Source organism: Phreatobacter sp. (genome assembly GCF_022843985.1).
In the GTDB taxonomy this organism is placed as follows: Bacteria; Pseudomonadota; Alphaproteobacteria; order Rhizobiales; family Phreatobacteraceae; genus Phreatobacter.
Window position 1 is genome coordinate 75,943 of sequence record NZ_JALHMP010000002.1, and the last position, 11,875, is coordinate 87,817.

Below are 11,875 nucleotides of genomic sequence, written 5' to 3' on the forward strand. Positions count from 1 at the left end.
ACGCCGCTGACTGGGTCATCACCAGGCTTGGCGGCGGTTGCAGGGACTGTCGCATCGTCACAGCCCGCAGACCGCCCTAGCGCAGGATGATGCGTCCTTCGAGGCGCGGCGTGATGGTGCCCAGCGCCCGTAGATGCGTCATCAGGTCGGAGGCGACCAGCTTTCCCTGGACGTCCTTGTCGGGCGCCCTGAGGCCGAGCATCGTATAGCCGTCGCCGCCGCGCAGCATGAAGTCGTTGGTCGCGACGGTGTAGATGCGGTCGTCGTCCAGCGGCTGCCCCGCCACCTGCACGGAGACGACGCGGCCGCCGGGCGGCCGCCTCGCATCGACTTCGACCGTCAGGTTGGCGACATGGGGGAAGCGTCCGGCGCGCTGCTCCACCTGGCTGACACCGTTTTCCAGCGCCTGGCGCAGGTCCGCGCCGGACACCTTGGCGACGACGGTGCGGTTGCCGAAAGGCAGTTCGCTCAGCGCATCGCGCCGCGTGAAGCGATGTCCGGCCGGATAGATCCGGTTGCCACGGATGGCGCCGCCATTGGTCAGTCCGACATCGGCGCCCGTCGCCCGCCGCATGGCGTCGGCCACGAGATTGCCTATCGGCTGTTCGCCCGAGCGCACCGAGGCCGTTCGCGTATCGAGTTCCCCTGTAATCGTGGCGATCTCGACGTCGAGTTCCTCCGACAGGACCTGCTCATATTGCCTGACCCGCGCCAGCGTTGTGGGATCGGGCGTCACGCCGCGGCTGTCATTGACGCGGAAGGCGGGAGTGAAGGCGGTGCGCGTCACGCCCTCCGCCGTCACCTTCGTCAGCGTCAGGTCGACGGCGGTAACGTAGTAGCCCTCCTCCGAACTCTCGATCATGACGGTGCGCCCGTCATAGGTGATGGCGAGGTCATGGTCGTGGCCGGTCAGCAGCACGTCGACGAGCCGGGAGCGGACGATCGCGTCATCCTCGCGGCGGTCGGTATGGGTGCAGCAGACGATGAGGTCCGCGCCCTCGCGTCGAAGGCGCTCCGCCTCGCGCCGCACGGTCTCCATGGTCGGCAGGAAGCGGATGTCGCCGGTGGAGGACACTTCCGGCGTGTTGGGCAGCGCAATGCCGAACACGCCGAGTTTCACCACCCCGAAGTCGAAGATGCGTCCGTCCTCGTGCCCCGGCAGGATCGACCCGTCGGCGGCCCGCATGTTGGAGGCATACCAGGGGAAGCGCGCTTCCTGGCGCCGCCTGGCATAGGCCTCGGGGCCGAAGTCGAACTCGTGGTTGCCGGGAACGAAGAGGTCGGGCGGGGCGATGTTGCAGAGCTCGACCGTATGCGCGCCCTGGTCGAAGCCGGACATCAGCGAGGGCGAGAACATGTCGCCGGCATGGACATAGAGCAGCGGCACGCCCCGCGCCCGTTCCGACTTGACGATGGCGTTCAGCCGGGCGAAGCCGCCACGTCCGCCCTCCTCGCCCATCTTGTAGATGTCGTTGACGAGCAGCAGCGTCACGATGGGCGTGCCGGCGGCGACCTGCGCCTGTGAAGCGGTGCCACCGAGGGCGGCAAGCCCAGCCCCGATGCCGGCTGTCAGGGTGTCGCGGCGCGAGATGTGGCTCATCGTGACCTCATGTTCGGGCGGACAATGACGCCGCTGCGGCGGCCCTGGCAAGAGGCCTCAACTGCGACCACGCAGCACCATGCGCCCGCCGCGCACCTCGTAGCTTTCGAGCCGGTCGAGGAATGTGTGGCCGAGCAGGCTCGTCGTCAGGGCACCCGGCCGGGCCACCAGCGCCCGCACGTTGCGCTCGACGATCGGGCCGATCGCGACCATCTCCACCATGGTGGCGGCGGTGAGCGACTGTCCGTTGGCGGTCTGGACGGGTACGTTGAAGGACAGGTCCTCGACCCGGATGCCGGCGCGGCGCGCATCGGCCTCGGTAAGGACCAGGGCCGAGGCGCCGGTATCGACCAGCATGGGCGTCGCCCGCGATCCGTTCAGCGTGACGCGCACCACATATGTGCCGCCGCCACCACGCGGCACCGTCACCTCGCGCGTGCCGGTGACGCCCTCAGCGCCCATGCCGGGAACGAGATTGGCGAGGACCCGCCGGCCCACCGCCTCGAACTCGTAGCGATAGGTGTAGATCACTCCCAGGAAGGCGAAGATGGCGAGCCAGGCGATCACCGCCTGCAGCGCGTCACCCGCCCGGCCACGGAACAGGCCCATGACGCTGGCACCGCTGAGCGTGGCCAGCATCAGGAGGCCGACCAGAGCGCCCCAGTCGCCAGCATCGAGATTGCCGGTGGCGAGGCCGCCGGATCGCACCGCGGCGACGACCACCAGCAGCACCACGCTGCCGAGCAGGATCCAGAGCACCATGCGCGATGTCATGCCCGCCGCTCCAGGGCGCTCAGGCGGCGGGGCAGGTCGGCCATCACGGCGCGGCGCTGCTCACCGCTCATGGCGAGCCAGCCGCCGATCTCGGCGGCGGTGCGGCCGCAGCCCTCGCAAAGGCCATGGACCGGATCGAGGCGGCAAAGCCTGATGCAGGGGCTCTCGATGGCGGGCGGCGGCTTGAAGGCGTTCATGGCGCGGCAAAAGCCAGCAGGGTCAGAAGCATGGCGATCTCGATGACCTGTTGCGTCGCGCCGGTCATGTCGCCGGTCTGGCCGCCAACATGGGAAACGGCGAAGCGGATAGCCAGTACGAGGACGAGACCAGCGATGGCGAATGCGCAGATCGTCCCGAACAGGCCGCCCGCTGGAACGGCGAGAAGGGCGATGACGCCCGCCAGTGCCAGAGCCCGGTACCAGTCCTCGTTGCGCGGCTGGCCGGTGGCATAGGCGGCGCCCTCGACGCGGGCCGGCGGCAGGCGCACCTGAAGGCCGAGCGCGACCGTCCGCGAGACGGCCCCGGCTGCGGCGAGGGCGAGGGCCGTCCGTCCCACGCCGACACCGGCGGCGAGCCCGGCGAGGGCGGCGACGCGCAGGCCGAGCCCGATGATCAGGGCCGTGGCGCCGAATGTGCCGATGCGGCTGTCCTTCATGATGTCCAGCCGCCGCTCGCGGCTCATGCCGCCGAGGCTGTCAGCCGAATCGGCCAGCCCGTCCTCGTGGAAGGCGCCGGTCATCACGGCCGCCGCCCCGACGCAGAGAAGCGCAGCGATCAGCGGCTGCCAGACCAGACCGGCGGCGATCAGCACCGCGCCGGCGAGCCCGCCCAGCACCATTCCGACCAGAGGCACGACGCGGATCAGGCGGGTAAAGTCCGGCAGGCCATGGGGATCCGCCTCCCCGGGCAGGACCGGCAGGGGCAGGCGCGAGAAGAAACGGAGCGCGACGATCGTGTCGCGCCAGAGGGCTGGATTGTCCATGGCGAATGGCATAGCCAGAGCCGCGCCGCTCCGCCAGTCCGCCTTGTGCCGCCATGGCCGATGCTGCTACCGCTCGCCTCCCGCGACACCCCCCGAGTCAGAAAGCGCCTCATGGTCCTGCCGCCCCCCAACCCTTCCGGCCTGCCCTTCGAGGACATTCGCGATCTCCTCACCCGCATGCCGGGGCCGGATGCCGCTGCCGTGGCCGAGGTGCGGGTGCGTGACGGCGAACTCACCAAGCCGGCGGGATCCCTCGGCCGGCTCGAGGACATCGTCGAATGGGTCGCCGCCTGGAGCGGCAACGGCAAGCCGCGCGTCGACCGGCCCCTCGTGGCCATCTTCGCGACCTCTCATGGCGTGACGGGGCAGGGGGTCTCGGCCTTCCCCGATGCGGTCAACCGCCAGATGCTGGAGAATTTCGCCGCCGGCGGGGCCGCCATCAACCAGCTCTGCGTCGCCAATGACATCGGCCTCAAGGTCTTCGACCTTGCCATTGACGTTCCGACCCCTGACATCACCACCGCCGATGCGCTGGACGAGCCGGGTTGCGCCGCGACCATCGCCTTCGGCATGGAGGCCATCGTCGGCGCCGATCTTCTCTGCCTCGGCGAGATGGGCATCGGCAACACCACCATCGCCGCGGCCGTCTATCACGGCCTCTATGGCGGCGAGGCCCGCGACTGGGTCGGCCCGGGGACGGGCGTCGACGCCGAGGGCGTGAAGCGCAAGGCCGATGTCGTCGCCCGTGCAGTCGCCCGCGCCGGCGGACCGGGCCAAGATCCGCTGGAGGTCCTGCGCCGTGTCGGCGGCCGGGAGATCGCTGCCATTGCCGGCGCCATCCTTGCCGCCCGCCTGCAGCGCATTCCTGTTCTGCTCGACGGCTATGTCGTGACCGCTGCCGCAGCCGTGCTGCACGCCGTCGATCCCTCGAGCCTCGACCATTGCCTCGCCGCCCATCGCTCGGCCGAGCCGGCCCATGGCCGGGTGCTGGAGAAGATCGGCAAGCGGCCGCTTCTTGATCTCGGCATGCGGCTCGGTGAGGCCTCCGGCGCGGCGCTCGCCTGCGGCCTGGTGAAGAATGCGCTGGCGGTTCACCAGGGCATGGCGACGTTCGAGCAGGCCGCCGTCAGCCGCGGCTGAAACTCCGCCGCTTTCAATGCTCGGTCAGCACGATCCGCACGAGATTGGCTGCATTGCGTGCGCCAATCTTCTCCATGATCCTGGCGCGATGAACCTCGACGGTCCGCGGGCTAATGCCGAGGGCGCGGCCGGCTTCCTTGTTGGAGGATCCGCCGGCGATCTGCTCAAGCACCTGGCGTTCCCGCGGCGTCAGGAGTTCCATGCCGGGAAAGTGCGATGCGAGGTGCCCCGTCACGCGCGGATGTCGGCCAGCATCGGCGATGGCTTCGCGAACGCAGCCAACGATCCGCCCGGCATCGAAGGGCTTTTCGAAGAAATCGATGGCACCATTGCGGATCGCGTCGACCGCCATGGGGATATTCGCCTGCCCCGACATGGCGAAGACCGCCGCCGGACAGGCATCGGCCTTCAGACGCTTCAGCACGTCAAGCCCGGAAGGACCGGGGATGTTGACATCGAGGATGACGCAGGCCGGCACATGGCTGCGGACGGCGGTGACGAGAGCGTTCCCGTCGGCGAAACAGGTCACATCGAAACCCTCCATGGTGAGGAGGACGGTGAGCGCCTCGCGAACGGCGGCATCGTCGTCGACCACGAAGATCTCATCGGCCTGGGGCATGCTTATGCGCTCCGCTGAACGGCTTCTGGCGAGGTTTGACGGGCAAGGGGCAGAACCACCGACACGGTCGCGCCCTGGCCTCCCCCGCCGGGGTCGACGCTGATGGATCCGCCGAGCTGTTCGGCGATGGATCGCGACAGGGCGAGGCCGAGACCGAGGCCGCCCGGCTTCGACGTCTGCAGCGGCGCGAACAGTTCAGCCATGACGGCGGCAGGAAAGCCGGGTCCGCTGTCGCGGATCGAGAGATGGACCCGGCCGTCAACGCGGCGCGTCGCGATCCACAGGCGAGCCTCCGCCAGCCCCTCGACGGCATCCATCGCGTTGCGCACCACATTGACGATGATCTGCTGCACCAGGACCGGGTCAGCCATGACCGTAAGCTCGCTTTCGGCCCTGTCCCGCGCGATGGCGGGCCGTGGGTTGCGCCCGAGGAGAGCGAGGTCGATCGCCTCGTCCACCAGCGGATCGAGCACCACCGGCACGGATTCCGGGAGTCTGTTTTCCACGAACCGTCGCAGGGCCCGGATGATCCGGCCGGCACGCTCGGCCTCCCGGCGCGCCTTGCCGACCATGGCGCCGGCGGCATCCTGCGGGCCGAGCATGGCTTCCGCGGCCTGCAGATATAGCGCCACCGCAGTCAACGGCTGGCTGAGTTCGTGGGCCAGGGCCGGTCCCATCGCCTCGACGACGGCGAGACGGGCGAGATGGGTGTTCTCGTATTCGAGCCGCGCCAGCCGCTCCGGGTCCACCGGCCGTGCCGGCCATGTCCGCAGTGCCGCGATGAAATGCCGGCCCGCCGGGTTCTCCCGCGCGGCGAGGTCGAGCGTGAGAGCAAAGGAATGGCCGGCCTTGTGGCGCCCGACCAGCCCATGAGATCCGGAGCCAAGCTGGTCCAGTCGCTGCCTGTTCATGCCCTCTTCCCCGGCGATAAGCATGGCGAAGGGCTGCCCGACGACTTCAGCCGCGCTCCAGCCGAAGAGCTTTTCGCTGGCCCGGCTGAAGGCTGACAAGCGGGCGCGGTCGTCGAGCACGATGATGGCTTCACCCGCCATGTCGAGGACATCTGACAGGATGGCGTCAGCGGCATGCGGCAATGGTGGGACAGTCCGTTGGATTCGACCCTCCCGACAGCGGGGCACGGCAACGCCGCACCCTGCGACATCCCGCCTCATCCGTAAACCATGCTACGGAGAAATGCGGAGCGCAACGGGCTTCGATGTCGGGTGGAGGTCCAACGCTAGAGTTGCGGGATCGCCAGTCTCAGGCGCTCCGCGGCGAGGGCGATCTGTTCCGGCGAGCGCAGGTAGCACAGCCGGAGATGGCCCTCGCCACCGGGGCCGAAGGCGCTGCCCGGTGCTAGACCAACCTTGGCGATGTCGACGAGCTTCATCGCAGCGGCATTGGAATCGGTGACGCCGTCGATGCCGAAAAACAGATAGAACGCGCCTTCGGGCCGCGAAAAGCGGCAGCGGCCTGTCGCTTCGATCGCTTCCGAGACGATATCGCGAGCCTTGCGCGCCTTGGCGACCTGGTGGGCGAGGAAGCTTTCGCCGCGTTCGAGCGCGACGATGCACGCCCGCTGGATGAAAACAGGCGATCCCGAGGTCGAATACTGGATGAGGTTCTCAATGACGTCGCCGAGCGCGGGATCGGCTTCCACCCAGCCCGTGCGCCAGCCGGTCATGGCCCAGTTCTTCGAGAAGGTATTGACCCAGACGATGCGGTCGCCGTCCTCGCGCACGTCGTGGAAGGACGGTGCCCGGTGCGGTGCGCCATCGGTCCACACGAAGCGCGTGTAGATCTCGTCGGCAACGATCCACAGGCCGTGGCGGCGGGCCATCGCCAGGATCGCCGCCAGTTCCTCCTTGGTCGCCGTCCAGCCGGTCGGATTGGACGGCGTGTTGATGAACATCGCCTTGGTCTTCGGCGTGATCGCCGCTTCCAGCTTTTCGAGGTCGATCTGCCAGCCGCGATTGCCGTGGTCGAGTTCCACGAAGACGGGCGTCGCGCCGCGCAGACCAGCCGCTGCCGGCGCGTTGGGCCAGGTGGGGGAGGGGATGATGATCTCGTCACCCGGGCCGGCGACCAGCGTCATGGCGATCTGGATCGCCTGCATGCCGGAGCCGCAGACAAAGAAGCGCTCGGCCGACAAGGTGCGGCCATAGAGATCGGAGGCATAGGTGGCGATCGCCTGCCGGAGTTCGGGAATGCCGCGTTGCCAGGTGTAGGTCGTCTCGCCGGCCGCAAGCGACCGCGTCGCCGCCTCGTAGATGAAGGAGGGTGTCGGCATGTCGCCCTCGCCGACCCAGAGCTGGATCACGTCGCCGGCGGTGCGGGCATATTTCGACAGTTCGACGATGCCGCTGGCAGGGGCACCGGAGGCTTCCGGACGCAGGGAGGCGAGAAGGGAAGAGGTCATGCGGGCGGTCCTGGGCAAGCGGCCGGAGCCGTGATCGGCGCCAGCATGAAGAGCGTGAGGCGTCCTTCTCATGAAAATCACGGGGTTTGTCCATCGCCGCCGGCGCGCGTGGGGCGCTTTACTGCCGGTGGACGGCAGCAGGATGGCCTTTGTTCCGCCCGAAGGCTCTTGCTATAAGCGCCGATCGTGACGGCAAATTGAGGGTAGCAGCGTGCGGATCTGGAAAGTGACGGCTGTTCTGGCGGCGGGCCTGGCGCTCGGTGCATGCGGCACCACCGGCGGCAACCTGTTCGGTGGCCAGCAGCAGACCACCCAGCCCGCGGCCCAGCCGGCGCCGGGGGTCGGCTCGCCCGTCCATAACGCCCTTTTCGGCCAGCCCGTGCCCGAGGGGCAGCAGACGCTCCACGCCAATCTCTGCCCGCGTGTCGAGATCCGCGACGGTTCGGCCGTGTGGCGCCAGGGTGGCGAGGGACCGACGGAACTGCGCTATCAGGGCACCATTACGGACCTCGCCCGTGAGTGCCGCATCGACGGCCAGACCATGACGATCCGGGTCGGCATCGAGGGCCGCGTGCTGGTCGGCCCCAAGGGCGACGGCGGCCGTGTGACGTTGCCGATCCGCATCGCCGTGACCAGAGGCTTGTCGACGCCCGTCTGGTCGCGGCTCTACCAGGTGCCGATCGACATTCCCGCCGGTTCGCCGAACGTCGCCTTCACGCAGGTCGAGGACCAGGTATCCTTCCCGCTGCCAGAGCCGGGCGAACTCGCGACCTACATTGTCTTCGTCGGCTTCGACAATCAGGCCACGCAGCAGGAGCGGCCGCGCCGCGGCCGTGCCCGCACGGCGGAGCGCTGAGGCATCACGCCGCAGGCAGCAGCCCGGGCCGGGCCAAGCATTGCCTGGTCTGCAGTCAGCTTGCCTCAAAGCTGGCCTTGACTTCGTTGTGGGCAACGGCCATTGCGAGTGCGTGTCATATGAACCCGGCGGGAGAGTCCGGGTGGTCTTCATGTTGATGGGATCCCCCGGCGCCGAAGGAGCAACGGCCCCGGAACCTCTCAGGCAAAAAGGACCGCCGGTGGAATGACATTCTGGAAAGTGGCCGGAGGTCCAATCCCGGCCCACCGACGGAGTAAGCCGTGTTGCTTCCGCTTGCGGAGGCGCGCTCAGATCGAGCAGCGGTGAATCTCTCAGGTCCTGCGACAGAGGGGCGCGAGCGGGCGACAAGCCCGCATTTCGGACAAGTTCGGCTGACACCGGATCCGTCCGCGCGCCGGAGTGCAGGATCGATGGGTGAGACCCAGACCGGACCGTTGCTGAAGACCCCTCTGCATGCCCTGCATGGTGAACTGGGCGCCAAAATGGTGCCCTTTGCCGGCTACGACATGCCGGTTCAGTATCCGACCGGGGTGATGGCGGAGCATAACTGGACGCGTGAGCATGCCGGCCTGTTCGACGTCAGCCATATGGGCCAGTGCTTCCTCATCCCCGCTGATGGGCAATACGAGACGGCGGCGGCCGCGCTTGAGAAGCTCGTCCCCGCCGATGTGCTGGGCCTGAAGCCCGGCCAGCAGCGCTATTCGCAGTTCACCAATGCCGAGGGCGGCATTCTCGACGACCTGATGGTCACCCGCCTCGGCCATCCCGGCCACGAGCACTGGATCTATCTGGTGGTCAATGCTGCCTGCAAGGACGCCGACTACGCGCATCTGAAGGCGCATTTGCCGGCTGGCGTCACCCTGAAGATCGCCGAGGATCTCGCGCTGATCGCGGTACAGGGTCCGGCGGCGGTGGCGGCCGTCGCGACACTCGCGCCGGACCTGGCCGGCCTCAAGTTCATGACCTCGCTCGACCTCGCCATCGACGGCATCTGGGCCCATGTCTCGCGCACCGGCTACACGGGCGAGGACGGCGTCGAGATCTCGGTGAAGAGCGCCGATGCGGTCGCCCTGACGCAGAAGCTGCTGGCGGACGCGCGCGTCAAGCCGATCGGTCTCGGCGCCCGCGACTCGCTGCGGCTTGAGGCCGGCCTATGCCTCTATGGCCACGACATCGACACCACGACCTCGCCGGTCGAGGCGGGCTTGACCTGGTCGATCCAGAAGCGCCGGCGCATCGAGGGCGGATTCCTCGGTGCGGGGCGTATCCAGAAGGACCTCGCCGACGGCGCGCCGCGCCTCAGGGTGGGCATTCTCCCCGACGGGCGCGCGCCCGCGCGCGAGGGCACGGTGGTGAAATCCGCCGACGGCCAGCCGATCGGCACCGTCACCTCCGGCGGCTTCGGCCCGACCATCAACGGCCCGCTCGCCATGGGCTACGTGAACCGCCGCTTCGCCGAGCCGGGAACACCGGTCCTGCTCGAGGTCCGCGGCAAGGACCTGCCGGCGAAGGTCGTCACCATGCCTTTCGCGCCGCACCGCTATTTCCGCGGCTGAGACTTCAACGACAAGCCTTCAGGGGACCCGTCATGGCCACCGTCAAATATACCAAAGATCACGAGTACATCCGCATCGACGGCGACACCGGCACCGTCGGCATCTCCCACTACGCCCAGGAGCAGCTCGGCGACGTGGTCTTCGTCGAGCTTCCTGCCGCCGGCAAGGCCGTCAAGAAGGGCGACAGCGCCGCCGTGGTCGAGAGCGTCAAGGCGGCTTCCGATATCTATTCGCCGGTCTCCGGCGAGGTGACCGCAGCCAATCCCGACCTTGAGGGTGCCCCTGCCACCGTCAACGACGATCCGGCCGGCAAGGGCTGGTTCTTCAAGGTGAAGATCGCCAACCCCGCCGAGCTCGACGAGCTCATGGATGAAGCCGCCTACAAGGCCTTTCTCGACACTCTGTGAGCCGAAACGCTCTCCGTTCCGTACACAAGTGTCCGGGGCCAGGCGTCCCGGCGAGCCTCACATCCGCCCACGATCCCTTACACGCCCGCTGACGCGGGCACCCTCTCCCGCAAGGGCAGAGGGTCAGTGGAGCCCACCATGCGCTATCTGCCGCTGACGCCCCAAGACCGCACCGACATGCTGGCGAAGATCGGCGTCGCCGCCGTCGACGATCTCTTCGCCAATGTTCCTAAATCCAAGCTGCTCAAGGGGCCGGTGAACCTTCCCCATGCCAAGGGCGAGTTGGAGGTCGAGCGCATTCTCGGCGCCATGGCAGCGGAGAACATCTCGGCCTCGGAAGTGCCGTTCTTCGTCGGGGCAGGGGCCTATAAGCATCATGTGCCGGCTTCGGTCGACCACCTGATCCAGCGCTCGGAATTCCTGACGAGCTACACGCCCTATCAGCCGGAAATCGCCCAGGGTACGCTTCAGTATCTGTTCGAATTCCAGACCCAGGTGGCGCTCCTCACCGGCATGGAGGTGGCCAACGCCTCCATGTATGACGGTTCAACCGGCGCCGCCGAGGCCGTGCTGATGGCCCATCGCGTCACCAAGCGGCGCAAGGCCATCCTCGCCGGCAACCTGCACCCCCATTACCGCGACACGATCGAGACGCTGTCGCGCATGGCCTCCGACGAGGTCGTCTCTCTGGCGCCCAATCCGAACGATGCCGGCGCCGACCTCAAGGCGGTCGCCGCCGCCATCGATGCCGAGACCTCCTGCATCGTCATCCAGACGCCGGACGTCTTCGGCAACCTCCACGACCTCACCGCCATCGCGAAGAAGGCGCAGGACGCCGGTGCCTTGCTGATTGCTGTCGTCACCGAGGTGGTCTCGCTCGGGGCCGTGACGCCCCCCGGCGCCATGGGCGCCGACATCGTGGTGGCCGAGGGCCAGTCCATCGGCGTTGGCCTCAGCTTCGGCGGGCCCTATGTCGGCCTCTTCGCCACAAAGCAGAAATACGTCCGCCAGATGCCGGGCCGCCTCTGCGGCGAGACGGTGGACGCCGAGGGGCGCCGCGGGTTCGTGCTGACGCTGTCCACCCGCGAGCAGCACATCCGCCGCGAGAAGGCGACGTCCAACATCTGCACCAATTCCGGTCTGATGTGCCTCGCCTTCACCATCCACATGTCGCTTCTGGGTGAGTCCGGCCTGCGCCGGCTGGCCGCCGTCAACCATGCCAATGCCTGCGACCTCGCTGACCGGCTCGCCGATGTCGACGGCGTGACGGTGCTCAACAAGAGCTTCTTCAACGAGTTCGCCATCCGCGTGCCCGGCGATGCGGCGAAGATCGTCGAGAAGATGGCGAAGAACGGCGTCCTGGCCGGCGTGCCGGCCGCCCGCCTCTGGCCGAAGCACAAGGCGCTGAAGGATGTGATCCTCGTCGCCAACACCGAAGTGAACACCGATGACGACCGCGCAGCCTTCGTGGCGGCGCTCGGCGCCAGCATCTGAGGAGCGG

Annotated in this window: 12 protein-coding genes and 1 riboswitch; of the genes, 5 read left to right on the forward strand and 7 right to left on the reverse strand. The window is 68.1% G+C overall.

Features of this window, described 5'->3' with window-relative positions; genetic code table 11:
• Positions 1–76: 76 nt before the first annotated feature.
• The 4 genes from Q0C57_RS01605 to Q0C57_RS01620 are packed head-to-tail and all read right to left on the reverse strand — an operon-like array spanning position 77 to position 3,356.
• On the reverse strand, positions 77–1,600 hold the full coding sequence (locus Q0C57_RS01605) for a bifunctional UDP-sugar hydrolase/5'-nucleotidase (protein ID WP_296571101.1): 1,524 nt from the start codon (positions 1,598–1,600) through the stop codon (positions 77–79).
• 57 nt (positions 1,601–1,657) lie between these two features.
• Positions 1,658–2,374: a TIGR02281 family clan AA aspartic protease gene (locus tag Q0C57_RS01610; RefSeq protein WP_296571103.1), complete on the reverse strand. Its 717-nt coding sequence runs from the start codon at positions 2,372–2,374 to the stop codon at positions 1,658–1,660.
• The gene (locus tag Q0C57_RS01615) at positions 2,371–2,571 is read right to left on the reverse strand and encodes a DUF1289 domain-containing protein (RefSeq protein WP_296571105.1); all 201 of its coding nucleotides are present in this window, start codon (positions 2,569–2,571) and stop codon (positions 2,371–2,373) included. The genes Q0C57_RS01610 and Q0C57_RS01615 overlap by 4 nt, the downstream gene beginning before the upstream one ends.
• Positions 2,568–3,356 carry an adenosylcobinamide-GDP ribazoletransferase gene (locus tag Q0C57_RS01620; RefSeq protein ID WP_296571108.1) on the reverse strand — a complete coding sequence of 263 codons (789 nt, stop codon included), beginning with the start codon at positions 3,354–3,356 and terminating at the stop codon, positions 2,568–2,570. Before Q0C57_RS01620 ends, Q0C57_RS01615 begins: the two co-directional genes overlap by 4 nt.
• Before the next feature lie 111 nt (positions 3,357–3,467).
• Here Q0C57_RS01620 and cobT point away from each other — a divergent pair, with 111 nt between their 5' ends.
• Positions 3,468–4,496: a nicotinate-nucleotide--dimethylbenzimidazole phosphoribosyltransferase gene (gene cobT, locus Q0C57_RS01625; protein ID WP_296571110.1), complete on the forward strand. Its 1,029-nt coding sequence runs from the start codon at positions 3,468–3,470 to the stop codon at positions 4,494–4,496.
• 13 nt (positions 4,497–4,509) lie between these two features.
• Here cobT and Q0C57_RS01630 read toward each other — a convergent pair whose 3' ends face one another.
• The 3 genes from Q0C57_RS01630 to Q0C57_RS01640 form a co-directional block, all read right to left on the reverse strand.
• The gene (locus Q0C57_RS01630) at positions 4,510–5,115 is read right to left on the reverse strand and encodes a response regulator (protein ID WP_296571112.1); all 606 of its coding nucleotides are present in this window, start codon (positions 5,113–5,115) and stop codon (positions 4,510–4,512) included.
• Positions 5,116–5,117: 2 nt separating this feature from the next.
• Positions 5,118–6,287, reverse strand: coding sequence for an ATP-binding protein (locus tag Q0C57_RS01635; RefSeq protein WP_296571115.1), 1,170 nt, complete (start codon positions 6,285–6,287; stop codon positions 5,118–5,120).
• Between the two features lie 65 nt (positions 6,288–6,352).
• A complete protein-coding gene (locus tag Q0C57_RS01640; protein ID WP_296571119.1) occupies positions 6,353–7,534 on the reverse strand; it encodes a pyridoxal phosphate-dependent aminotransferase in 1,182 nt (393 codons plus the stop codon).
• 226 nt (positions 7,535–7,760) lie between these two features.
• On the opposite strand from Q0C57_RS01640, the gene Q0C57_RS01645 reads away from it, so the two are divergent.
• The 4 genes from Q0C57_RS01645 (at position 7,761) to gcvPA (ending at position 11,868) form a co-directional block, all read left to right on the forward strand.
• On the forward strand, positions 7,761–8,390 hold the full coding sequence (locus Q0C57_RS01645; protein ID WP_296571122.1) for a hypothetical protein: 630 nt from the start codon (positions 7,761–7,763) through the stop codon (positions 8,388–8,390).
• Between the two features lie 119 nt (positions 8,391–8,509).
• A riboswitch (glycine riboswitch) is annotated at positions 8,510–8,617 on the forward strand.
• A 204-nt stretch (positions 8,618–8,821) separates the two neighbouring features.
• A complete protein-coding gene (gene gcvT / locus Q0C57_RS01650) occupies positions 8,822–9,967 on the forward strand; it encodes a glycine cleavage system aminomethyltransferase GcvT (RefSeq protein ID WP_296571125.1) in 1,146 nt (381 codons plus the stop codon).
• Between the two features lie 32 nt (positions 9,968–9,999).
• Positions 10,000–10,374: a glycine cleavage system protein GcvH gene (gcvH, locus tag Q0C57_RS01655; protein ID WP_296571128.1), complete on the forward strand. Its 375-nt coding sequence runs from the start codon at positions 10,000–10,002 to the stop codon at positions 10,372–10,374.
• Between the two features lie 138 nt (positions 10,375–10,512).
• A complete protein-coding gene (gene gcvPA / locus Q0C57_RS01660) occupies positions 10,513–11,868 on the forward strand; it encodes an aminomethyl-transferring glycine dehydrogenase subunit GcvPA (RefSeq protein ID WP_296571130.1) in 1,356 nt (451 codons plus the stop codon).
• Positions 11,869–11,875 lie beyond the last annotated feature (7 nt).